The sequence below is a fragment of the Pseudoalteromonas sp. US3C1004 genome (assembly GCF_048401065.1).
Taxonomy (GTDB): domain Bacteria; phylum Pseudomonadota; class Gammaproteobacteria; order Enterobacterales; family Alteromonadaceae; genus Pseudoalteromonas; species Pseudoalteromonas undina.
Genome location: NZ_CP183074.1, coordinates 488,677 through 512,518, shown reverse-complemented (window position 1 = coordinate 512,518; position 23,842 = coordinate 488,677). Strand labels below are relative to the sequence as shown.

Here is a 23,842-nt window from a genome sequence, read left to right as displayed (position 1 = left end):
ATGTGGCTAGTTATTTACTGACGGCGCAGGCACTATAATAATACCTGTCCTTTAGGATTAACCACATGCAACGCCCAACCGTTTTTTTCATTTCTCATGGTGGCGGCCCAATGCCATTACTAGGTGATGCCAACCATGCAGAAATGCGATCCTGCTTAGAACAGGTTGCCGCTAAAACCCCAAAGCCCTCTGCTATTTTAATGGTCAGCGCACATTGGGAAGCTCAACCAATTAGTATAACCGCGCACTCTTCACCGCCACTTATTTACGATTACTACGGTTTTCCTGAGCAGGCGTATCAATTAACTTACCCTTGTGTTGGCGAGCCGCAACTTGCCAATTTAGTACAGCAAGCGCTCACAACACGTAATATTGACTCAAAACTCGATCCACAGCGTGGCTACGATCACGGTATGTTTGTGCCGTTAAAAATTATGTACCCAGAGGCCGATATTCCCTGTGTGCAAATATCCTTGCATCCAAGTCTTGATCCGCTGTTGCATGTTGAAATTGGTAAAGCGTTGCAAAGTATTGATTACGATAACTTATTAATTATAGGCTCAGGCTTTACCTTCCATAATATGCGCGCTTTTGGTGTTACCCAATCAAGCGATGTTAATCAGCAAAATCAGGCATTTGAAAATTGGCTGGTAAGCACAATCGCAGATCAAACATTAACCGAGCATCAGCGTGAACAGCAATTATTAGCATGGCAGCAAGCCCCAGCTGCACGCTTTAATCACCCCAGAGAAGAGCACTTGTTACCACTACATGTATGCTATGGCGCTGCTATGTGTTCAAGCACTGAGGTATTTGAATTAAATATTGCTAATAAGCGAGCCAGTATGTATTTGTGGCAATAATAAAAAACACGCCAGACTTTACTAGGCGTGTTTTTTGGTTCTACTGCATTTATTGCAGCGGTTAAGCGGCAATTACCATTTCATTTCACCTTTATGAACTTTAGCGCCAATGCTAAGAGCCATAGGTAACACAGCCTCTGGGTATGTATTTGTCATTTTATCTATCAGCAGTTTACTGCTATTACTACTTTGCTTAGCGTGTGCAAAATCCTTTAAATACTGGATTGAAAAATCAATATTTGCAGCATCTAATTGAGTGCCTGCTTTCATATGCCCAGGGATCACCACGTCAGGGTTGAGTGCTTTCATTTCATTAAGTTGCTTTGCCCATGCATTTTGCTCTGCTTGAGTTTGTGCATCGGCCATCCATAAATGAACATTAGCGTATACAGCCACATTTCCTAAAATAGCTTTGTTATCAGGTATCCATAAATAAGGACGATGATTCTGCTCACCCTCTGTGCCACGAATTTCTATGCTGTGGCCTTCTATTTTTAAGTTATTACCATTAAATACCTTAGGAACAACGGGATTTTTTGGGGCGTTTTCACCCATTTTTGGCGTCCAAAAAGCAAGTTTACCTTTAAGCTTTGCTGCTATTTTTTGGTGCACTGCCGGTGTGGTTATAATCTCTGCGTCAGGAAAAAACTGCTGTAACACTTCAGCGCCAAAGTAGTAATCAGGATCGGCTTGGCTAATAAAAATAGTCTTTAGTTGTTTACCAGAGTCAATTACTTTGGCGGCAATGCGCAGTGCATCTGCTTTGGTAAATCCGGTATCAATTAAAATTGCATCGGTACGGCCATAAACCAGCGTGGCATTAACATGAAAGCTATTGCTGTCAGCGTTATACACATCAAGGGTTAGTGGGGTTTCGTCTGCAATAGCGATATTGCTGGCTAATAGTGTGCTTAGTAAAAGAGTGCGTAGGTTCATGGTATTCTCATCATTGGTTGCTAATGCGAGCATAATAAAGGTTTGATATGTTCAGAAAAACAACCAATAATTAGCATCATTGTTTCATAAATCGTGCAAATACTATGGATAAACTCACCGCAGCGCAGGTTTTTGTGGATGTTGCCTACTCAGGCAGTTTTACAGCAAGCGCAGAACGCCTTGAAATGTCACGCCCTATGGTTACTCGTCATATTGAGTCGGCAGAGGCTTGGTTAAATACGCGCTTATTGCATCGCACTACCCGTAAAGTAACGCTTACCACCGCCGGCGAGGCCTGTTTACCCGAAATAGAGCAATGGTTAGCACAGGCTAACCGTTTAGTTGAACAAACAAAAAGCCAGCAACAGTTGTCAGGTAAAATACGAGTAGCGACCAGTATGTCGTTAGGTTTTGCACAATTAGCCCCTATATTTACACGTTTTATGAAACGTCACCCTAACGTGCAAATAGACATAGATCTTGAAGACTCAACCACAGATCTAATAGAGCAACGTGTTGATTTGGCAATACGTATTGCAGCCAATCCTGATCCATCGTTAATAGGTAAACCTATTGCCGAGTGTGAATCTATATTAGTGGCCTCAGCCGACTACCTTGCTGATTATCCGCCAATAACGACACCACAACAGTTAAGCGCTCATCAGTGTTTAGGCTATAAAAACTTCGACCGATATATTTGGCATTTACACAACGGGGATGAGTTTCAATCTGTTGATGTTAAATGCAATTTAAGTGCAAACGAGGCCACCACATTACTTCATGCAGCCATAGCCGGTGGTGGTATTTCAGTACAGCCTACGTATTTGGCAAATCAATATATACTTGATGGTCGCTTGCAGCGTGTATTAGCGCCATGGACATTAAACCCAATGAAAATATATGTGCTTTACCCTTCTCGTCAGCATTTATCGGCAACAGTAAGAGCACTAATCGACACGCTCAGTGATGAATTTAAAAATCCAGCATGGTAATTAATTATAAAAGTTTGGGTTTAAACCATAGCTTTGTGCGTTAAGCATGCTGATATTCTGTAGGTTATTTTGTTACAGTAAATGTAATAAGCGCCTTAATCCATAAAGGTCAGCAGACCCAAGGAACAATAATAATGAATCTGATCAAAACATCGGGCTTGGCACTGGCCATTGTTGCGGGCTTAGGCTTGCAAGCATGTTCAAGTACCAGCATAACAACCAACAATAATGCAGCGATTAGTACCGTGAATAATCCATTAAGCCTAGCGCAAATTTATAAAGATAAAGAGTTTAAAACCCAGCGAAGCACTTACTTTAAGTGGCTAGACGATGGTACCGGCTACACTGTGCTTGAAGAGCGCGAAAGCGAAAAAGAAAAAGCAGATGATAACAACTCCGATGACGACAAAGAGCACGGCGTAAAAGGCAACGACATTGTATTTTACAATGCTGACGGCACAGGCCGTAAAGTACTTGTTGAGTTTGAAAAGCTGTTGCCAGAGGGCGCAGACGAGCCATTTGCAATCGAAAGCTATCAGTGGTCAAAAGACGGTAAATGGCTGATGGTATTTACCAACAGCGAGCAAGTTTGGCGTTCGCGCAGCAGAGGCGACTTTTGGTTACTTAACCTTGAGACAAACCAATTACAGCAATTAGGTGGTAAAGACGTTGAGCCAACTAAGTTAATGTTTGCTAAGTTCTCGCCAGATAGCTCAAAAGTGGCTTACGTACGCGACAACAATATTTATATGCAAGCGGTTGGTAGTAACGATGTAACCGCGCTCACAACCGATGGCAGTGCCACCATTGTTAACGGTAATTTTGATTGGGTATACGAAGAAGAGTTTACTATTGCCGATGGTTTTCGTTGGAGCCCCGACAACAAATCAATTGCCTATTGGCAGCTTGATACCAGTGACGTTAAATTTTTCACTATGCTCAACAACACTGACGAACTGTACCCTACCCTTAAAGAGTTCCCTTATCCTAAAGCGGGTGAAACCAACTCTGCCGTGCGTGTTGGTGTGGTAAGTCTTGCTGATAAACAAACCCGTTGGGCTGAGCTTGAAGGCGATAACCGCGACCGTTATATTCCGCGTATTAGCTGGGCAGGCACTGGTAATGAGTTAATGATCCAAGACTTAAACCGCCCACAAAGCCATAACAAAGTGTGGTTGTTTGATTGGCAAAAGCAGCAACTGACTAAAATTTTAGAAGACAAAGACGATGCGTTTATCGAATGGTTTTATAAAGCAAGCTGGTCAAAAGACGGTGAGTTTTTTATTTGGCATAGCGAACGCGACGGTTGGCGTCATCTTTACCGTGTATCGCGCGATGGCAAAACTATTATCGACCTAACCCCAGGCGATTTCGACATTATTGATATGCTTTCCATCAATGAAGACAAAAACGTAATGTATTTTATTGCCTCGCCAAACGATCCTGGTCAGCGTTATTTATACAGCACACCGCTTGATGGCAGCAGCAAACCGGTGCGAGTAACACCTGCTGAGTTTGAAGGTTCAAACAGCTACTACATGTCAAAAGATGCCTCATGGGCAATGCACACTTACTCAAAGTTTGGTAAGCCACCGACTAAAGAGATTATTAAAGTGGCAGATCATAGTAATGTAAAAACCTTAGTTGAAAATACAAAGCTCAGACAAAAGCTTGCTGAGCAGAGCTTACCAAAGCATGAATTTTTTAAAGTAAACGCGCAAGATGGTACCGAGCTTGACGGCTACATTATGTTCCCTGAGAACATGGATAAAAGTAAAAAATACCCGATTGTTTTTTACGTATACGGCGAACCATGGGGCTCTACCGTGCAAGACCGCTGGGAAGGCAACAGTTACCTGTATAAATCACTGTTAACGCAAAAAGGCTTTATTGTGGCATCGGTTGATAATCGTGGTACACGTGCACCAAAAGGCCGCGATTGGCGCAAATCGATTTATAAAAAAATTGGCTCAATTACCGTGCAAGACCAAGTAGACGCCCTAGATGCTATGGCTAAACGTTGGGATGTAATAGACACAGACCGTGTTGGTGTGTGGGGGCATTCAGGGGGCGGTAGTTCAACCCTTAACTTACTGTTCCGCCACGGTGATAAATTTAAAGTTGGCATTGCCTCAGCACCGGTGCCAGATATACGTTTATACGACACCATTTATCAAGAACGTTATGCGGGTAACCCAAACACCGATCCTGAGAGTTACGATAACACCTCGCCTATTACCTTTGCTAAAAACCTAACTGGAAAGCTATTGCTTATTCACGGCACAGGCGATGATAACGTGCATTATCAAGGCTCAGAGCGCTTAATTGACGAGCTTGTAAAGCACAACAAGCAGTTTGAATTTTTCTCATACCCTAACCGCTCACATAGCCTACGTGAAGGCAAAGGCACCACGTTGCATTACCATACTATGATGGCTGACTTTTTTGAAAAGCACTTACTAAATAAGTAACCGCTTTAAAAAAGGAAAATACTAAAGCCGCACACTAATTATTAGTGTGCGGCTTTTTTAATCAAAATGTAACGGGGGTTTACACAACGAGGTGAAAGGTTTTTGATTAGTTGTATATTGGTTGAGGTGAGTACAGTAAAACCTATCACAAAATAATGATAGTTAAGTCAAGATTTTACCCTATTTAATTTCATTAACTTGTGGGGTTTTTTATCATTTATATTTTTACTATGCTATTTTGGTTTAGAGAAAAGAAATCTCTTGATCTAATAAGCTATTTCACAAAAATTCAAGCTCTACTGCTAGCGTTGCAATTTAATTACAAGGATTAGTACATGACTACAAGACGAGACTTTAGTGTCTTTCTAGATAATCTAAAGATTAAGAAGAAAGACACTATTTCGAGTCGTTATGGAAGCATAACGAAGAATCTCAATGAGAAATTTCGAAATTTGGAAAATGATAAAAAAAGTTATAGCCTTCAAGCTGGTTCATATGGCCGCTACTCAGGTATTCAAGGTATTTCTGATCTTGATATGCTGTACATACTACCTCCTAGCTCTTGGCCTATTTACAGAAAAGACCCCGCTAAAGCTCTGGATCACGCTAAAGATGCTATCTGCAAAACTTATAAAACAAGTAAGGTGAGAAAAGATCGTAATGTAGTTGTTGTAGAGATGCAGGACTTTACTTTTGAAGTTGTCCCCGTATTTGAATGGAACGGAATATTTAAATATCCCGATACATATACCGGTGGTTCATGGCGTAAATGTGATACCCGCGCTGAGCTAAAAACGTTCAAAGATCTGAATAAAGAGCGAAAAGATAACCTTCGTAAACTTGCTAAAATGATTCGCGCATGGAAGTTTAGAAATAATATCCAGATGAGTGGGTTTCTAATAGATACTCTATGCTACAATTTTTTTAATGGAAATAACCTATACGATAACACTAGTTTTGGTGGTTTTGATAAAATGCTGGCTGGCTTTTTTGCGTTTCTTAGCAAAGAACCAGTGAAAGATTTCTATTACGCGTTTGGGAGTAACTCCCGAGTTTATGTTAAAAAAGCATTTCAGAATGATGCGGGTACTGCTTTAGATAATGTGAATCAAGCGATTCAAGCAAGAGCTAATGGTCATGAAGAAAAATGCAATCAGCTATATAAGTCTGTTTTTGGCACTAAGTTCCCTAACCGTGAGGCTAAACAAGTATCTGCAATTAATGAGCAGTTTATAGAGGAACTGTTCGATATGGATATAACCAACCAAATTGTCATTGATTGTGAAGTGAAAAGTGACCTAATAACCAAAATGCTATCAAAACTTGGAGGAGCACGAATTCAACCTGAACGGAAACTACACTTCTTTATTAAACAAACAGATATTGTTGAAGATTATGAGGTTAAATGGAAGGTACGGAATTACGGACTAATAGCTGACAGAGATAAAAATCACCGCGGAAATATTATGAATGATAATGGCAGTAAAACTCTTGTAGAAACATCATCTTTCTACGGGGATCATACTGTTGAATGCTACGCCATTAGCAATAACACTGTAATAGCACGTCATCAAATCACAGTCCCTATCGAATAGGAGTTAAACCATGGCAGAACAAGCAATTAAAAAGCAAATTGCAGGTGAGTATTATAATGTCATATATGGTGCCAAACTTCATTTAGCATCGTTTGACATTTGTGAAAAATTACCAACATTGATTAGCGTAACTTCATTATCTTTTGGTGTTCTTGGCTTAGCGTTTAATGATTTCAATACTAATGCTTTGGCTGCACTGCTGCTTATTATAGGTATCGTTGGTATAATTCTAAAACCTCGAGAGCTTCAAAAAGAGCAATACAAATCAATAGGTGATAGCCTTACCCACATAAGCAAAAAGTTAGAGAATACTTATTATAAAGCCGAAATGCAAAATGAAGCTATGGTTGCACAAGCTAGGTCCGAACTTATTCAATTACAGGAAGAGCATAAAGCGGTCAAAATGATGCCTCCGGTATTTTTATCTTCATGGTATGCCCACTATAAGGTTTTTTCTGAACATAATAGTGATTGGATGAGTGCTGAACTTAGTCTAGGGTGGACTGATAAAGTACCTCTGAGCTTGCGCTTATTTGTCATTATCATATTAGTTGCAGCTCTTTTATGGGCAACACCTTTATGCATAACAAGTAAAGCTTGGTCATGGTTTTCTGACTTTTGTATGGATGATAGACAAAAGCAAGAGGTTATGTATGAAACGACAATAATTCCATCTGAAAATTTGAAAACAGAATTAAAGAGAGATGCTGAAGTGAAAGCCAGGGAGGGCACTCATTAGAAAGTTCAGATCAAGCAGGTGGCTGTGTTTTCTTGATCTCTTTATACGAGGGCGTTTAATAAACCATTTGTTGTTACTTTTTTAACCCACTATAAATATGACTATACATCCAATAATGATATCGACTGTTGTGAATATTCAAATTGTTACTCCAAACATCATAATTATTGTTTGATTATTACCATACCCTATATGTATTATCTGAAAGGTATAATTCCGTTACCCTATTTTTAAATACCAAAAGCCGTTACTATCTTGTAACTGGCCCATGAGCTGTTTGCCAGCATAAACATCAAGTGATCTATTATTCATTGCCAGCCACCATGTTCTGGATTTGCATTAGTAATTTATTTTTAGCCTTTTCATCATGTTGAGGTATCACCACATCTATTTTTACTTCTAAGCCTAAAGCTTCCATTAAATCGAACGCGCGGCCAATTGATAACGAGCCTGTGCCATTTTCAAAGTCACTCACTGTATTAATACTAATACCAGAGAAATCTCCCGCAGTTTTTTGATCAAGCTTTTGGCTTTTTCTCACAATGCTTGCCAATTTACCTAATTGTTTTGCTGACTTTATCGTGACTTCCATTACCAATCCAAAATTCACAGTGTTTTGTGAATAATAGTTAAAAAAGTACAAAAAAGCTAATAATTCACAATATTTTGTGAATTATAGCGAAAGTTAACTCACTAAAGGATAAATTCACAGTATTTTGTGAATTAGTAAATTAATAGGCATGAACCTAATAAATTCACAATAAACTATGAATTTAGGTAATTGAAAATTTCACTCTCTTTTTAATCAAAATGGTGTGAGGGGTTTACAAAGCGTTCGTTGGGTTGATTGCAACAAAACTCAACAAGGAAATACTGCTCAATAGGTAATAGTTGAATCGTTTATTACTAAACATGGCTGGCATTAGAGTCGTATTAAAAGAGTAGCATCCTTGCTACTGCAAGTGCGATATTAAGAGCTTGGTTGCGAAGGTTGATACTTATTAACGAGAATGTGCTGCAAACTTTTAAGTGCCCGCTTTATCGCTTGCAGCATACTTCTTCCTTTTGTATTTACATTAATACTGGGTAGCCCAGGCAAAAGAATATTAATTTTGCATTGCTGCAAAGTGCCGTGGCGCTCACTCGAAAGATCATTTATTTGAATCTCTACTTTACGAATATTTAAAGCATGTTTTGCCAATTGGCTTTTTATCAACTTCAAAAGCGACATCTTTTCACTTGCGTTAATTATCTTGTTTTTAACTGTAAGTTTTAGCTTCATGCAATTACACCTTTTAATAGTAACTATGTTGCAGGCATGACTGTAATCTACTAACTTAGTGGCAAAGGAAAAAGCTGATTATTTCTTACTTTAAAACAGGTATTTTCGAATGATTACCAACATCAACTACAATCACTTATATTATTTTTGGCAGGTAAGTAAGCACGGCAGTATTGCTGCGGCGAGTAAAATACTTAATTTAACGCCGCAAACGGTCAGCTCGCAAATTACTAACTTAGAGCAACGATTAGGAAAACCACTGTTTGTTCGCCAAGGCCGAGGCCTACAGTTAACGGAGTTTGGCCATGTAACTCAGCAGTACACCAATGATATGTTTGCTATTGCTCACGAATGGCTAGAAACCACACAAGGCGATACCACGCAATACTCACGAACGTTAAAGGTGGGTATTTCAGATGTGTTACCCAAATCATTGGTGTCGAAGTGGCTAGCGCCTTTAATTAATAACGACCGTATTACCAACTTACACTGTATTGATGGCCAACAAGATGAACTGCTGGCGCAAATGGCGATTCATAAGCTCGACTTAGTGTTAGCCGACAAACCACTCGATACCACTTTATCATTTAAGGCGTTTTGTCATGAAATAGGCAAAAGCCAAATCGCTCTTTTTGGTAACGAAACATGGCATTCGCAGTTACATAAGCAGTTTCCGCAGTCTTTAAATAACAAGCCTCTAGTGCTCCCCGCAAAAGAAAGCCCCGTCGCGCGTGCTATTTATTATTGGCTGCAAGAGCAACAGATTGAAATGACAATAGCAGGCCATGTTGACGACAGCGCATTAATGAAATCACTCGGTGAGCAAGGGTTTGGGATATTCCCTGCGCCTATTTTGGTAAAAGCCGAAGTGGAGCGCCATTACGGCGTAAATTACATTGGTACAATTGATAATGTTTATCAGCATTATTATGCCTTTACACCCGACAGGCTCATTAAAGACAGTATTTATGACGAATTTATAAAGCACGCGCAAATGACGTAGATTTTAGTTAATCGTTTTAAGATTGACGGGCGTCGGGGTGCGGGTTACGGGGGGGCTAAAAGCTATTATTTAACCTCGACGCGGGGTGAACCCGCTGCTACTAGTAGCTAATACGGTAGCAGCGGCTTTATGCCGCGTCTTTTTAAGGCTCATATAAATGCTCTTATCGAGTAAACATATTGATTGCCATTACAATTAATAAGCCGGCAAATATTTTCTTTATGGTTGAAACTGGCAAATAATGGGTGGCTTTAGCGCCGAGTGGTGCGGTAAACCATGAGGTGCATACAATACCCAATAAAGCGGGCAAATATACAAAGCCTGCAAATCCTTCTTTTAGGCTAAATAACTGGCTGCCTGAACTGATATAACCCATTGAACCAAACAGGGCTATCACAATGCCTGAGGCCGAGGCGCAGCCAATGGCTTTTTTCATATCAACAGAAAAAAACGTCAGTAACGGCACTAATACTGCCCCGCCGCCAATACCTATCATGGCAGACAAGCCACCGGTTATGGTCGTATAAACACTCAGCAACCCTTTGTTTGGTAACGGGCGCGCTTTTGCTGAATCATTCTTACCAGAAAAAATCATTTTTAATGCAATTAGCACCACGCTTACAGCAAATACCAAACGCACTACATGCTCGGGTAACAGCGCAGCTATAAAGCCACTAATAAGCGCACCAAAGGCAACGCCTGCCATAACCCAAGGTGCAATATCCCACGGTACATTGCCATTTTTATTATGCGCAATAGCCGACGAGGTCGAGGTAAATAAAATAGAGGCCAGTGAGGTCGCAATGGCAACCACCACTACTTGTTCAGGTGGCAAAGCATTAAAGTGCAGTAATATCATGCTGAGTATGGGCACAATCACCAGCCCGCCCCCTATCCCTAAAAGGCCTGCTAAAAAACCAACACCGCTACCTAATATGGCGCAGTATATAATTAACACTATTAAATCACTCATTCCTTTTGTCTCTTCTTATGTTGTGGAAAGTTCTGCGACGGCGAGCTGCTTAATAAAGCGCTTAAGCTCACCTAAGTTTATTCGAGTATATCAACAACCGTTTATGCAAATTGCATTTTAAGTACTTATGAGCATTGAATAATACTCACGTTTTGTATGAATAAATCACAACAAACGTAAAAACATCTAGAAATCTAGACTTCTAAAGTGGTTTTTGTGAGAGGGTCATAGGTAATTAGCTGAATTTACCCATTTAACTTTGCTACAGAATGAATCTGGCTCATGTTTTACCTGAAATAATACCGTTTTTCTTCATGCTACATAGCGCGTATAAATTTATTAACTCTGCAGAGCACCATTACAGCTAACCCGTTATGTCGGTTTTAACAGCGAGTAATGCGCCATCAATAAAAGCAGCAACAACTCAGATTGAAAGGATACGGCTATGAGCACTGATCTTACATTTACTATTAAAAGCACTAACTTGGATGAAAACTACCATCCGTCAAATAACACACGAATTACGACCAATTTCGCTAATTTAGCTAGGGGTGAAAGCCGCCAACAAAACCTGCGTAATACCCTAAAAATGATCAACAATCGTTTTAATGCACTGGCCAATTGGGATAACCCACAAGGGGATCGTTACGAGGTTGAGCTCAAGATCATTTCGGTTGATTTAGATATTACTAGCAGTGGCCAGGCATTTCCGTCAATTGAGGTATTAAAAACCAATATTATTGACCGCCAAACTAACGAGCGAATTGAAGGCATGGTGGGTAATAACTTTTCATCGTATGTGCGCGACTACGACTTTAGCGTGTTACTACTTGAGCATAACAAAAGCAAACCGCAATTTAGCATTCCCGATAACTTTGGTGACTTACACGGCAAGTTGTTTAAATGCTTTGTAAACTCAAATACCTATAAACAGCATTTTAAAAAGCCACCGGTTATTTGCTTAAGCGTGTCTGATAACAAAACCTATCAGCAAACCGAAAACTTACACCCCATTTTAGGCGTAGAGTATCAGCCTAATGAGTCGTCGTTAACTGAGCAATACTTTAAAAAAATGGGCTTACAAGTGCGCTACTTTATGCCACCAAACAGCGTTGCACCATTAGCGTTTTACTTTTTTGGTGACCTACTTAACGACTACAGCAACCTTGAACTAATTAGCACCATTAGCACCATGGAAACGTTTCAAAAAATTTATCGTCCAGAAATTTATAACGCCAACGCCGCCGCTGGTAGCCGTTATAAACCGAATTTAAAAAATGACGACCATTCGTTAACGCAAATTGTGTATGACCGCGCAGAGCGAGGTCAATTAGCGGTTGAGCAAGGCAAATTTACCGAGCAGCACTTTATTAAGCCTTATCAATCGGTGTTGCAGCAGTTCTCGGCAAGTATCGCTTAATCACACAACAAAATTAAAGGCAGCATTTATTATGAAAAAACTATTACCTACATCATCAGCAGGCAGCTTGCCAAAACCGTCATGGCTTGCTGAGCCCGAAACCTTATGGTCGCCATGGAAATTACAAGGCAGTGAGCTGGTAGATGGCAAACACGACGCCCTGCGCATTTCCCTGCACGAGCAACAAACCGCAGGCGTAGATATAGTCAGCGACGGCGAACAAACCCGCCAACACTTTGTAACCACCTTTATTGAGCACTTAAATGGCGTTGATTTTGAAAACCGTAAAACAGTTAAAATTCGCGACCGTTACGACGCCAGCGTACCCACTGTGGTTGGCCCTGTGTCTCGCACTAAATCGGTATTTGTTGAAGACGCCAAGTTTTTACGCCAACAAACCAGCCAATCAATTAAATGGGCATTGCCTGGGCCAATGACCATGATCGACACCCTGTATGACGATCACTATAAAAGCCGTGAAAAACTGGCATGGGAATTTGCTAAAATACTCAACCAAGAAGCCAAAGAGCTAGAAGCCGCAGGGGTTGATATAATCCAATTTGATGAACCCGCTTTTAACGTGTTTTTTGATGAAGTAAACGACTGGGGCATAGCCTGTCTAGAGCGAGCCATAGAAGGGCTAAAATGCGAAACCGCCGTGCATATTTGCTACGGCTACGGCATTAAAGCCAACACCGATTGGAAGAAAACCCTCGGCACCGAGTGGCGACAATACGAAGAAGTATTCCCTAAGTTGCAAAAATCGAATATAGATATTATTTCGCTTGAGTGCCAAAACTCACATGTACCCATTGAGCTACTCGAACTCGTACGCGGCAAAAAAATAATGGTGGGCGCAATTGATGTAGCCACCAACACTATAGAAACACCCGAAGAGGTGGCCAAAACTCTACGCGAAGCGCTTAAATACGTTGATGCCGACAAGCTCTACCCCTGCACCAACTGCGGCATGGCCCCTCTGCCGCGTGACATCGCAAACGGCAAACTCAATGCTCTTAGCAAAGGCGCAGAGCTAGTACGTAACGAGTTATTAGCAGCGAATGTCGCTTAATTTTTAGTTATAGCTGCTGAAAAAAAGCCACGCCTTAACACATGTTGAAGTGTGGCTTTTTTAATCAAAATGTAAGGGGGGGTTTACAGCTAAAATGCAAGGTTAAAGGCAAAAGGTGTTAGGTTAAAGGTTTTAAGTTTGTTGAATATTGGTTGGGTTGAGTGCAACAAACCTAGTGTAATTAAATAAATTTAACCGAGTCGCTTGATATTAATGACTGAGTGGGGAGTGTCAATAGCAGAAGTTGGCACCATGGCTATTTGCTATAAACTAAACTTGGGAGATAACCCATTTATTGCAGTCTATAATATTGTACTTACCAAACTGCTTTACATTAATAGATGCAAATTCAGTAGAGATTTTTTTAATAACACCATCTAAATTATCATTACTACAAATAGCTAACTTACGTGTGTCCATAGCTTTTGCAAACAACGAAATGGAGCTCCAGTAAGCATAATGCGAATTAGAAATTATTATAATATTTGGAGTGAAACCATAAACAGCGACACCTTGATTCACCGTCTTCTTAAATTTATTTATGTCCGCGTCTGATAATTTATATTTACTATCTAATACAATCTTATAAAGATATGGACTTGCTGAGTGCTTAATCTGATGCATATATTCCTTATCTCATAACGCCGCCATAAGTGGTTAGTAACAGTTGGCTAAAATGTGTAGCGAAGCGGGACCGAGCCAACAGTTACGAATCCGACTTTATGGCGGCATTATGTGCTGATTACTAATATGATTATCCAGCATAAATAACAGCTAGCGACCTTTCTACAAAGTTTAAAAGCTCACCATCTGTAATTTGAACTTGGTCTACCGCTGGATTAGTATCGTGATGAAACTGTCCTGCGTAACGATTTATCTCATTTAGTTCGTTAGTAATGTTTTGAGCATTAACTAAAGGACTTGGTGGTTGCGCATTACTTATCAAGTCAATAACTTGCCCAAACAAAAGGCCTCCATTTATCAAGTTGGGAAAACGTCTATGTAGATACCCTTCAAGCATAGGCCGAATTGATCTAGCTATTTCCATATTGCTTTGAGCATTCCCAACTAAATATTCATCAAGCATGCGGTGGCATTTGAAATATGCACTTTCACATTCTTGATCAAGATTTATTGCATCAAAGTCACTATAGCGATTAATGACAGATTTTAACTTTAAACATTTAATTTCGTTAGGGTTTCCTGTTCGCAACACATCATCACGAAGATTACGAAGAAAATGAACATCATGTGCAAGAACAATTATTTGCTTACAGCTGTCATGCAACCTCTTCAAAACAGTACGTGTTTGCTGCTTTCTATTAAGGTCTAAGCTACACATTGGGTCATCTATTACAATAACCTTGTTGGCTAAATCAGGATCAGATTCAGCAGAGGCTATGAAGAAAGCAAAAGCTAATGTGCGTTTATCACCCTCACTCAGAGAAGTTTTAAAATCTGGTACACCACCACTTAAAGCAATGTTTGCACCGCGCATTTGCAATACATAATCACTTCTCAATCCACCCCGATAATTAAAATCAATATTCGGAATCAAAAATTGAGCACCAAAACCGCGCAAAAGCTCATTAATACGATCTTTATAGCTTTCTAGTGTTGCCAGCATGATTTGATTCAAAGCATCTTTTTTTGTTTGTTTTTCAGATTTTGCAGTTTCGTCCTGAATTTTTTTCAAAGCGAGCTGTGAAAATAAATCTACAACATCTTGCCTGTAACGTATTTTAGCCCACTCTAAATCACGAATTTGGTTTTGCAAATTCTCAATACTTAGAGCTGCCAAACTGCTTTTGTAGTTTGTTATAACAGCTGTAGCATTTGAAATTGAATTGTTACATGCAACAACAACCTCTATAACCTCCTGCCAGTTTCTAGCAACTTCGTTTTTATTTTCTTCAGAGCCAACAGCGTCGAGCAAGTTAACTTCTTTGCTCTCTCTCAAAGCGTTTAACAGAGTTTCAATATTAGAAAGAGCATCTTTTGCTGAATTTTCATCGAATGTTGGAGGTATTACCTCAATATGCTCCTGCCAACCATCAATGACTGCACTGGCAGTTTCAAACCGTGACTTTAATCTTGCAATGATCTCATTCGAGCAGCTCGCGTTAATGAGGCCTGTCAACCGAGAAACATTCGACTTAAGCTGATTATAATCTTGATTAAAATAACTGCGATATGCTTGTATTAATTCGACACCATCGAGAGGTTGGTTGCAATACAAGCAATTACTTTCTTCACCGTATGCATGCCCATCACTTATCCATTTCTCTAAACGATTTTTGTTGTGAGAATTTAAGTGTTCTTTAACTTGCTGCTCTGCTGCTAGATCAATATTTTCGAGGGATGTACCCAAAATATTAAAAATATCATCCACATTAAGTGTCGGCAATGCTAACTGCTGAGGCAATGCCTTAGCTTGAATAAACCCTATATTCTGGGCTTCAACGATTTTGCCGTTAAGAGCGGATATTTGATCATCTGCATCTACAACTTCGGCGATTCTTTGAAATTGAGTTTGCGTCAAACCTCTATGCAGTACTTCTAATTGATTACTTGTTTCTCGTATAGAATTGGCTGCTGTTCTCGCATTATAATCTGCGAGGTCATATTCTTGTTGCGCCACAACAGCATTTTCGCCAAGTGCAAATTGTAATAAGTTTTTTCGTTGGTCGGCTGTAACTTGTCCACCTGCATATACATTTTGCTCAACGAAATCGGCATCAAATACTAAAAGATCTGGGCGATCAACATCCCAACTACCATTTTGAAAGGTAGAACGCCGCCCATTAGAAAATTGAAGAATTGCTTCTGGTTCGTTATTACCATCAATAGTTCGGCGGTTTACGAGGAGTTCAGGTTTATTCGTCGAACAAGAACGAAATAATGAAGCTAGTGTTGATTTACCTCGTCCATTATCTGCATAGATAAAGCTGGCTTTCTTTAGTCCATGAACTCTTGCATCAGCATCATGAAAAAGCCCTATACCTTTTATTCTATGTATTCTTTCTAACATTTAAATCCCTTTCGTCATTCGTCAATTAAAGGTGCCAGTGCTCCGAAGCACAGTCCCGCTTTAAATTCTTGTTAGTTTTAAATTAGTAAAAAAACAACTCAAGTACACTGATAACAAAGAAAGACGCGACCCCAATAGCGAATAATTTAAAAGAAGTAATTTTATCTCCCTTAATTCTTATTTTTTGATTGTCTACGCTTTCTAAGTGCTTTAAAGCTTGATTGTCATTATTACTTCTTTCGATAGTTGTATAAGTATTGAACTCTACTTGTGCGTGTGCTCGATAGGTTTTATCTTCAAATTCAGCGAGCCTCTCCTTTTCAATTTCATAGCCAAATGCCTGAAAGCCGGCATAGCCTAGTAGAAACCAAGTTCCAAATTTTCCAGTGTTGAAATACAACTTTAATAAATTGGCATCATTGATGTCATTGTTTTGAAGTAAAATTAGGTAGCCAACTACTCCAAATAAGACTGTTACCGAGAATATTTGAAAAAAAGTAAACCTAAACGACCTTGTTACGATTTTTTTTGCAAGAAATGTTTGCCAATATTTTTTTGTAAAAATGTCCATAAATTAATACGATACTCTCTTTTAAAACTAACGCCGCCATAAGTTGCGGCTTTGGAGTTGGTTGGTTTGTGGTAGCGTAGCGATAAACCACAAAACGAACAACGGAAAAGACGTCAATCTTGATGGCCTTGTTAGCTCACTTCACTTTTCTAAGTTTATTAAATTCATCACGAGCCACGGTCTTAATTCTTGATATTTCCTGTGCCACATCTTCTAAAGATGTTTTATCAATAAGAAACGATTGGAATCTATCTCTAATCCACATGGAATCTAATTCTTCAATTTTATCAATGTCGTAATCTAACCTTTTCACTCTAAAACATGCTAGGCCATACTTATTTGCATTATCGTTAATTTCTTGATTATTTTGCTCAATTAATAATTTAAATTCATTTTTCAGATACTTATTTAGCTCATGACGTTCTTCTTTCGATTTTCCATGTGCCTCAACAGCTAATTTCTGGGCCTTATCAAAATATCCATGAGCCCTCATTAAGGAGCCAATATAGATCTCAAATAGATCTTCCATATTTAGTATGGAATCCAATTCTAGGCTATATCTCTGCTGCTTCCTCCAAAGGAAGAATTGATAGGCTGCAAATAAAAATGCAATTACGGTTAATATATTTGATAAATGGCTAAACAACTCTATTGCGTTCATTAAATTTATATCCTTACTGGAGCTAACAATTTAATAGTGCGCTCATCGCGCATATTTCTGCCGACTTAATACTCATTTGTTTACTTTATATAGTTTTAACAAATTACCTAACGTATTGCTATCATTAAGCTTTCTGAAGCTCTTAAGTAAAGTTAAATGAGCTAATATGCGCGCAGCGCTCATTTTCATGAATATACGCGCAAAGAGCAGTTTGACCAATCGATTAACTATTATATTTATCCAATCTCAATTTCAATGCTCAGTTATCGCTCACACCTGACTATTAACAAGTCTATCCCGGAAAAATAAGTTAATAAATTCTACTTTTAGCTATTACTTAATTTGATTTATAACTAGCACTTATAAACTCAACAGTCCTTCTACCCATTCTAAAACAAAGCGTGTGTCTCGGATTTCAAAGGACTGTTTATTAATTACTTGATCAAATACCATCTTACCATGCGGTATTTTTAACCAAACCGTAACGGGGGTTTACAGCAAGACTTAAAACGCGGGTGCTGTTACTGTACTTTATTAACTGATAAGGCAATTAATACAAAGCAATAAATTTGCGTTTTAGTAACGATTTAAACAGGAGTCATTAATGGCAACTACACTGGCGTTTGATGTATACGGTACGCTTATAAACACTCATGGCGTGGTGTCGTTACTTGAAAATATGGTTGGTGATAACGCGCGCGCATTTTCAACTACTTGGCGTGAAAAACAACTCGAATATTCGTTTAGGCGTGGCTTAATGCAGAACTACGTGCCGTTTTCGGTGTGTACTGAGCAGGCGCTTGATTATGCGTGTTTACTGCACAAGGTAACTTTAAGCGATGAGCAAAAAGCACAGTTGTTAGCCCGATATAAAACCCTACCCGCATTCGATGACGTTAAAGCAGGGCTTGAGAGCTTAAAAGCACAAAACTATCGGTTATTTGCGTTTTCTAATGGTGCGGCCAGTGCGGTAAATACCTTGCTCGAAGCCGCAGGCATAAGTGAGCTTTTTGAAGGCGTGGTGAGCGCCGATGACATTAAAACCTTTAAACCCAACCCAGGTGTTTATAGTCATTTTTTACGTCAGGCACATTCAACCGGTGCTAATACGTGGTTGATATCGAGTAACCCGTTTGATGTTATTGGGGCGTTATCGCATGGTATGCGTGCTGCGTGGATACAGCGCTCAAGTGAGGCTATTTTTGATCCTTGGGAAATAACGCCTACAACAACGGCGTGCGATTTACATGATTTAAAAACCAAGCTGGCAAGTAATAACGAATGATTTAGTTGGCAGGTATTAAATTATAGGGATTGGAGGGCTAGGTTTGCGCTTACAAACCTAGCCGTTTTTTAGTCTTCAATTGCAATAGCAATTTCTATCTCGTTACTGCTTTTATAGTACTCAAAGTCGCTAGTGTAGGTGCGGGAATAACGGCAATCGTCTGAGTTGAAGTATTGCCAAATTTCGCCCCATAAATCGATTACTGCATCGGGCATTTCACCTTCACCTTTAAATACCAAATAACGCCCCGCTTGGGTGGTTACTTTTTTAGCTTCAGGGAGTTTAATTGATAAATTATCGCAGCAGGCAATTACGTCAAAATCGCCTGTGAGATCGCTTTCGTAATTAGTATACACACCATACACTTTGGTGTTTTCTGTAAGGCTGTTGGCAAACTTTTCACCAAATTTTTGCCAAAGTTCAGCTATATTTGCAGTGCCAGCATTCATTTCATTGGCGTTGCAGGTTCTTACTTTTAAGCCGATTAAGGTCTGACTTGCTAATTGCTTTACTTCCATCATGACGTCCTTTAGCGTTAATACAAACACCAACGTAACAGAAAAACCGCCAATACTTTAAATATTGTATTAAATATTTCATAAATAATGATTATTAAGCTCAGTTGCTTATTTATTGCTCGTATTTGAATAGGTGGTAATGGCTAAACATGGCTTTGCTACTGCTAAAATAATTTACTTAACTTTCTCTTTTTTAAGTTTATTTTTTGCATGTAATGCTTGTCGTTTAATAGTGAAGTTTATCGATTTTAGTTAAAAATATACGACAAGCTTATTAGCTGTAATTTAAAAAAAGTTGCTATCTAATCTTTTTTCATTATTGTAAATAGAAATCATTATCATTAAGATCCTTGCACCTAAAAAGTGTACTCAAGGAATGTTGATGTGTCTCAATCTCAAGTGTTAAATATTAATACCATTGAAAAACAGGCTGTATTTGAACAAAGCGGCCTGCCCCCACAATTCAATTTAGAGCAGTTCATTAATTATCAAATAGCGTCTTTGCAAGGGTTGTCAGCAGTTCAGCAAGCGATGGCTAAAGCCCAAAAGCCATTTTCAGGTGTGTCGGTAAATACGCTAGCAAAAGTAGTAAACGATGTTGATTTATCACAGCCTTTGGCTGACTTCCCGGCGGTGCTTGAGGAGCTAAAAGGCGTGTATTTAGATCATGCTGTGTATTTTCATCATCCGCGTTATATGGCCCATTTAAACTGCCCTGTAACCTACCCTGCTGTTGTGGCCGAACATATTATTGCTGCTATTAATACCTCGGTAGATACGTGGGATCAAAGCGCAGGCGCGACGTTAATTGAGCAAAAGCTGATTGATTGGACATGCCAAAAAGCAGCATTGCCAAGCACTGCCGATGGAGTATTTACTAGTGGCGGCACACAATCAAACTTAATGGCAATGTTAGTTGCTCGTGAAGTGGCTGTTAGCCGCTATGCGCCAGAACATCAGGTAAAACTTCAAGGCTTACCAGCTATTGCCTCGCGCTTTAAAATTTACTGCTCAGAGGTGGCGCACTTTAGTATTCAAAAAGCAGCAGCGTTACTGGGCTTAGGTTACAACGCCGTGGTGCCAGTGGCTACAAACAGCAAAATGCAAATGGATATGCAGGCACTTAAAACCGCCATAGCAACAAGCAAAGCGCAAGGCGATTTACCCATTGCAGTGGTTATTACCGCAGGCACAACCGATTTTGGCTCTATCGATCCAATCCATAATATTGCCATGCTGGCTAAAGAAGAGCAGCTATGGTGCCACGTAGATGGCGCTTATGGTGGCGGTTTGTTGGTAAGCGAGCACCACCGCAATGCGCTTAATGGCATTGAGTTGGTTGATTCAATAACGATTGATTATCACAAATCATTTATGCAACCGGTTAGTTGTAGTGCCTTTTTATTAAGCGACAAACGTCATTTTAGCCACATTACTTTGTATGCCGATTATTTAAACCCATTAGCAGAGGCGGGAAATGGCACGCCTAATTTGGTTGATAAAAGCCTGCAAACCACTCGCCGTTTTGATGCCTTAAAGTTATGGCTAACACTGCGCACTACTGGAGAAGCACCGCTGGGTCGCGCGTTCGATAAAGTTATTGGCCTTGCGCGCCAAACGCATATTGTACTTAACGACCATCCCGACTTTGAAGTAGTTAACTACCCCGAGCTTAGTGCCTTGGTATTTAGATTTGCCCCTGATGATTTAAAACATGACCTTGATTTACTCGACTCTTTAAACCTGCATGTACGACAAACGTTTTTAAAAACTGGTGAAGCCATGATTGCCCGTACAAAAATAAATGGTCGTCATTATCTTAAATTTACATTGCTTAATGCGCAGTGCCAATTATCTGATGTACGCGCTGTTATTGAGCAAATTAGCCACATTGCATGGCAAACTTATAGGGAAATTGCATAATGGATAATCAACCTTACGATTTTATAGCTATTGGCCTTGGCCCATTTAACTTATCTTTAGCGTGTTTAAGTGAACCGCTCGAAGATGTAAAAAGCCTGTTTTTGGAGCAGCGCAGTGAGTTTGATTGGCACCCTGGAATGATGCTAGAAGGCGTTACATTACAAACTCCGTTTATGTCGGATTTAGTAACCATGGCAGATCCAACCAGCCAATATAGCTTTTTAAATTATGCCAAATTGAATAATCGGTTATACCCGTTTTATATTCGCGAAAGCTTTTTTTTATTGCGCCGTGAATACAACTTATATTGCCAATGGGTTTGCTCGCAGCTTTCAAATGTTAACTTTGAACAAACAGTCACTCACGTTGAGTTTTGCCCGCAAAGTGAGTGTTATACCGTTAGCTGTAACACCCCTAATGGCATGCAACATTATGTGACTCGCCATATTGTTTTGGGCACAGGGCCTGCACCGTATATTCCTGATTGCGCTGTGCAAAGTAACTCAAATAACGTAATGCACAGTAGCGATTTTTGTCACCGGCTTGATGAATTAAAAGCGGCTAAACGAGTTACCGTGGTAGGGGCTGGGCAAAGTGCAGCAGAAATTTACCACACTTTATTGCAGCAAGTAGTACCGCAAGGTTTGCAGTTAGATTGGATAGCACGCTCACCGCGCTATTTCCCGCTTGAGTATACTAAGCTCACCCTTGAAATGACCTCTCCTGAGTATGTTGATTACTTTTATAATTTAAAAACTGAGCAGCGAGATTGGCTCAATCAAAACCAAAAAAATCTATTTAAGGGCATTAATGGCGATTTAATTAACGACATTTTCGACACCCTCTACGCGCAAAGCCTTGATGGGCCAATTTCTACTACATTTAAAACTAACAGCAGGCTAACAGGCACTCAAAAAGTAGGTGAGCGTTTACTGACTGAGTTTTATCATCAGGAGCTTGAGCAGCCCTTTTCAATAGAAACCGACTTTTTAATTTGCGCCACGGGCTTTAAATATCAGCGCCCTGCTTTTTTAAATAATATTGCCCAGCAATTACCCCAAGATGAGCAAGGTCGATATTTAGTAAGCCGAGAATATGCGGTAGATAGCGAACAAAAACGTATTTTTGTACAAAATGCCGAGCAGCATACCCATGGCTTTGTAACCCCAGACTTAGGTATGGCTTGCTACCGTAATAGTATTATTTTACGTGAAATTTTAGGTTATTCGCCTTATCAGGTTGAGCAAAAAATTGCTTTTCAAAACTTTGATTTAAGTGATGTCACCCTATCAGCACAACAGCAGAGTAGCGCCGCATGAGTCTTCGTTTAGCGCTAATTTTGCTGACGGTTATTTCGGTGGTATGCGATACCTTGTTGCTACCGTTTTATCCGCAATTTTTTGCTAGTGAATTTGCTATTAGTAACGCCACGTTAATCGGCCTCTTTGTGGCTAACTGTTGTATTACTGTAATGCTGGCTTTACCGCTATGGGCTAAGGTCGCTAAAAAATACAATGAATTGGCTTTGTGGTTAGTAACCCAAGTAGTAGCCGCTGGTTTTGGCCTGCTTTGCTACTTTGCGACCAATGTGTGGGAATTTTGGATTTACTACCAACTTATGTTGGTGCTAAAGGCAAGCTACCTACTTATATACCCATTTGCACTGCGATTAGAGCAACAAACTAAGCATTTATCTATTATTGGTTTGTTTTCTGTATTGATGCATTTTGGTGCGATTGGTGGCGCTTTAATTGGTGGTTACTTCTTTAGTTTAGCAGAGCCACGCTACGCGTTATTACTCAGTAGTGCCGGTGACCTAATCCAGGTTTTATTATGCGCCTACTTAATGTATTCATTAAAAACAGGTATTTATCAGCAAGCAATAGCGACTGAAAAACCGCGAGAACGTATTCCCTATTTTATTTGGCAATTTTGCTTTTTAAGTGTGGTGGTTTATTTTAGCGCGTTTTTAATTCGCCCTTTCTTTACTACTCATTGGCAAGCATTAAACGCACAAAGCAGCACCTTGCAAAGCGCTGTTGTATACGCCATTCCTGCCTTTGCCGCGCTTGTTATGCTGGTTTTTAACCATTACAGACAACATTTACCACTGCCAACATTAAGCCGCACTAGCACTTTGTTATGCGCACTTATTTTGGGAGCGCTTGGGCTTTATTTACAAGCGCAGGCGTCGGTGGGGTTAGTGATTTTATCACGTGTTTTATATGGTTTTGCGTTATTTCAAGTGATGGTACTGCTAGAGGTAATGCTATTTGCTAAAAGTGAGCCTGCACATTACGGCAGCGACTTTGCCAAAGTGCACATTGCTCAAAATATCGGGGTTATTTTAGCGTCGTTACTAGTGGGTATGAGCGTAGAGCATCTTTCAACAACGGTTGTGTTTTACTTTGCTGCCATTGGCTTTGCAAGCCTTGCCTTTATTTTGCTTTGGCGGGTTAAGGCTGTTGCTCGAACTGCGCGTTCAGCGTCTTAGTTTTTAAGATTTA

21 protein-coding genes are annotated in these 23,842 nt (G+C 39.8%); 12 read left to right on the top strand and 9 right to left on the bottom strand.

What is annotated here, in order from left to right; translation table 11 throughout:
* The first annotated feature begins 65 nt into the window (after nucleotides 1-65).
* Complete coding sequence (locus tag ACNSN3_RS17650; RefSeq protein ID WP_418609209.1) at nucleotides 66-863, top strand: DODA-type extradiol aromatic ring-opening family dioxygenase; 798 nt, start codon at nucleotides 66-68, stop codon at nucleotides 861-863.
* A 72-nt stretch (nucleotides 864-935) separates the two neighbouring features.
* Here the strand turns inward: ACNSN3_RS17650 and ACNSN3_RS17645 are convergent, their stop codons facing one another.
* Complete coding sequence (locus tag ACNSN3_RS17645) at nucleotides 936-1,832, bottom strand: MBL fold metallo-hydrolase (protein ID WP_418609207.1); 897 nt, start codon at nucleotides 1,830-1,832, stop codon at nucleotides 936-938.
* 71 nt (nucleotides 1,833-1,903) lie between these two features.
* Between ACNSN3_RS17645 and ACNSN3_RS17640 the strand changes: the two genes are divergently transcribed.
* The 4 genes from ACNSN3_RS17640 to ACNSN3_RS17625 all read left to right on the top strand — a co-directional run bounded on the left by ACNSN3_RS17640 (nucleotide 1,904) and on the right by ACNSN3_RS17625 (nucleotide 7,596).
* A complete protein-coding gene (locus tag ACNSN3_RS17640) occupies nucleotides 1,904-2,791 on the top strand; it encodes a LysR family transcriptional regulator (RefSeq protein ID WP_418609205.1) in 888 nt (295 codons plus the stop codon).
* Nucleotides 2,792-2,925: 134 nt separating this feature from the next.
* Nucleotides 2,926-5,262 carry a S9 family peptidase gene (locus ACNSN3_RS17635; protein ID WP_418609203.1) on the top strand — a complete coding sequence of 779 codons (2,337 nt, stop codon included), beginning with the start codon at nucleotides 2,926-2,928 and terminating at the stop codon, nucleotides 5,260-5,262.
* A 335-nt stretch (nucleotides 5,263-5,597) separates the two neighbouring features.
* Nucleotides 5,598-6,857, top strand: a complete 1,260-nt coding sequence (locus ACNSN3_RS17630; protein WP_418609202.1) for an SMODS domain-containing nucleotidyltransferase — start codon at nucleotides 5,598-5,600, stop codon at nucleotides 6,855-6,857.
* A 10-nt stretch (nucleotides 6,858-6,867) separates the two neighbouring features.
* Nucleotides 6,868-7,596, top strand: a complete 729-nt coding sequence (locus ACNSN3_RS17625; RefSeq protein ID WP_418609200.1) for an SLATT domain-containing protein — start codon at nucleotides 6,868-6,870, stop codon at nucleotides 7,594-7,596.
* Between the two features lie 304 nt (nucleotides 7,597-7,900).
* Here the strand turns inward: ACNSN3_RS17625 and ACNSN3_RS17620 are convergent, their stop codons facing one another.
* A complete protein-coding gene (locus ACNSN3_RS17620) occupies nucleotides 7,901-8,188 on the bottom strand; it encodes a helix-turn-helix domain-containing protein (protein ID WP_418609198.1) in 288 nt (95 codons plus the stop codon).
* Between the two features lie 378 nt (nucleotides 8,189-8,566).
* Nucleotides 8,567-8,878 carry a hypothetical protein gene (locus tag ACNSN3_RS17615; protein WP_008110823.1) on the bottom strand — a complete coding sequence of 104 codons (312 nt, stop codon included), beginning with the start codon at nucleotides 8,876-8,878 and terminating at the stop codon, nucleotides 8,567-8,569.
* Between the two features lie 109 nt (nucleotides 8,879-8,987).
* On the opposite strand from ACNSN3_RS17615, the gene nhaR reads away from it, so the two are divergent.
* Complete coding sequence (gene nhaR, locus ACNSN3_RS17610) at nucleotides 8,988-9,881, top strand: transcriptional activator NhaR (RefSeq protein ID WP_418609196.1); 894 nt, start codon at nucleotides 8,988-8,990, stop codon at nucleotides 9,879-9,881.
* A gap of 163 nt (nucleotides 9,882-10,044) precedes the next feature.
* Here the strand turns inward: nhaR and ACNSN3_RS17605 are convergent, their stop codons facing one another.
* On the bottom strand, nucleotides 10,045-10,854 hold the full coding sequence (locus tag ACNSN3_RS17605) for a sulfite exporter TauE/SafE family protein (protein ID WP_248526975.1): 810 nt from the start codon (nucleotides 10,852-10,854) through the stop codon (nucleotides 10,045-10,047).
* A gap of 445 nt (nucleotides 10,855-11,299) precedes the next feature.
* Between ACNSN3_RS17605 and ACNSN3_RS17600 the strand changes: the two genes are divergently transcribed.
* Both ACNSN3_RS17600 and ACNSN3_RS17595 read left to right on the top strand, forming a co-directional pair.
* On the top strand, nucleotides 11,300-12,274 hold the full coding sequence (locus ACNSN3_RS17600) for a DUF1852 domain-containing protein (RefSeq protein ID WP_248526974.1): 975 nt from the start codon (nucleotides 11,300-11,302) through the stop codon (nucleotides 12,272-12,274).
* Nucleotides 12,275-12,305: 31 nt separating this feature from the next.
* Nucleotides 12,306-13,346, top strand: a complete 1,041-nt coding sequence (locus tag ACNSN3_RS17595; protein ID WP_248526973.1) for a methionine synthase — start codon at nucleotides 12,306-12,308, stop codon at nucleotides 13,344-13,346.
* A 270-nt stretch (nucleotides 13,347-13,616) separates the two neighbouring features.
* Here the strand turns inward: ACNSN3_RS17595 and ACNSN3_RS17590 are convergent, their stop codons facing one another.
* The 4 genes from ACNSN3_RS17590 to ACNSN3_RS17575 form a co-directional block, all read right to left on the bottom strand.
* Nucleotides 13,617-13,970: a hypothetical protein gene (locus tag ACNSN3_RS17590; protein WP_418609193.1), complete on the bottom strand. Its 354-nt coding sequence runs from the start codon at nucleotides 13,968-13,970 to the stop codon at nucleotides 13,617-13,619.
* Nucleotides 13,971-14,100: 130 nt separating this feature from the next.
* Complete coding sequence (locus ACNSN3_RS17585; RefSeq protein WP_418609191.1) at nucleotides 14,101-16,377, bottom strand: AAA family ATPase; 2,277 nt, start codon at nucleotides 16,375-16,377, stop codon at nucleotides 14,101-14,103.
* An 82-nt stretch (nucleotides 16,378-16,459) separates the two neighbouring features.
* Nucleotides 16,460-16,948 (bottom strand): hypothetical protein, encoded by a 489-nt coding sequence (locus tag ACNSN3_RS17580; protein ID WP_138622251.1) that lies wholly within the window; start codon nucleotides 16,946-16,948, stop codon nucleotides 16,460-16,462.
* A 136-nt stretch (nucleotides 16,949-17,084) separates the two neighbouring features.
* The gene (locus ACNSN3_RS17575; protein ID WP_138622249.1) at nucleotides 17,085-17,609 is read right to left on the bottom strand and encodes a hypothetical protein; all 525 of its coding nucleotides are present in this window, start codon (nucleotides 17,607-17,609) and stop codon (nucleotides 17,085-17,087) included.
* Nucleotides 17,610-18,213: 604 nt separating this feature from the next.
* Between ACNSN3_RS17575 and ACNSN3_RS17570 the strand changes: the two genes are divergently transcribed.
* The gene (locus tag ACNSN3_RS17570) at nucleotides 18,214-18,894 is read left to right on the top strand and encodes a haloacid dehalogenase type II (RefSeq protein WP_418609188.1); all 681 of its coding nucleotides are present in this window, start codon (nucleotides 18,214-18,216) and stop codon (nucleotides 18,892-18,894) included.
* 68 nt (nucleotides 18,895-18,962) lie between these two features.
* Here the strand turns inward: ACNSN3_RS17570 and ACNSN3_RS17565 are convergent, their stop codons facing one another.
* Nucleotides 18,963-19,412 carry a GyrI-like domain-containing protein gene (locus ACNSN3_RS17565; protein ID WP_418609833.1) on the bottom strand — a complete coding sequence of 150 codons (450 nt, stop codon included), beginning with the start codon at nucleotides 19,410-19,412 and terminating at the stop codon, nucleotides 18,963-18,965.
* A gap of 384 nt (nucleotides 19,413-19,796) precedes the next feature.
* Between ACNSN3_RS17565 and ACNSN3_RS17560 the strand changes: the two genes are divergently transcribed.
* The 3 genes from ACNSN3_RS17560 to ACNSN3_RS17550 are packed head-to-tail and all read left to right on the top strand — an operon-like array spanning nucleotide 19,797 to nucleotide 23,829.
* Entirely contained in the window at nucleotides 19,797-21,335 is a 1,539-nt protein-coding gene (locus ACNSN3_RS17560) for a pyridoxal phosphate-dependent decarboxylase family protein (protein ID WP_418609186.1), read from the top strand.
* Nucleotides 21,335-22,654: a lysine N(6)-hydroxylase/L-ornithine N(5)-oxygenase family protein gene (locus ACNSN3_RS17555; RefSeq protein WP_418609184.1), complete on the top strand. Its 1,320-nt coding sequence runs from the start codon at nucleotides 21,335-21,337 to the stop codon at nucleotides 22,652-22,654. The genes ACNSN3_RS17560 and ACNSN3_RS17555 overlap by 1 nt, the downstream gene beginning before the upstream one ends.
* A complete protein-coding gene (locus ACNSN3_RS17550) occupies nucleotides 22,651-23,829 on the top strand; it encodes an MFS transporter (RefSeq protein ID WP_418609182.1) in 1,179 nt (392 codons plus the stop codon). Before ACNSN3_RS17555 ends, ACNSN3_RS17550 begins: the two co-directional genes overlap by 4 nt.
* The last annotated feature ends 13 nt before the right edge of the window (nucleotides 23,830-23,842 follow it).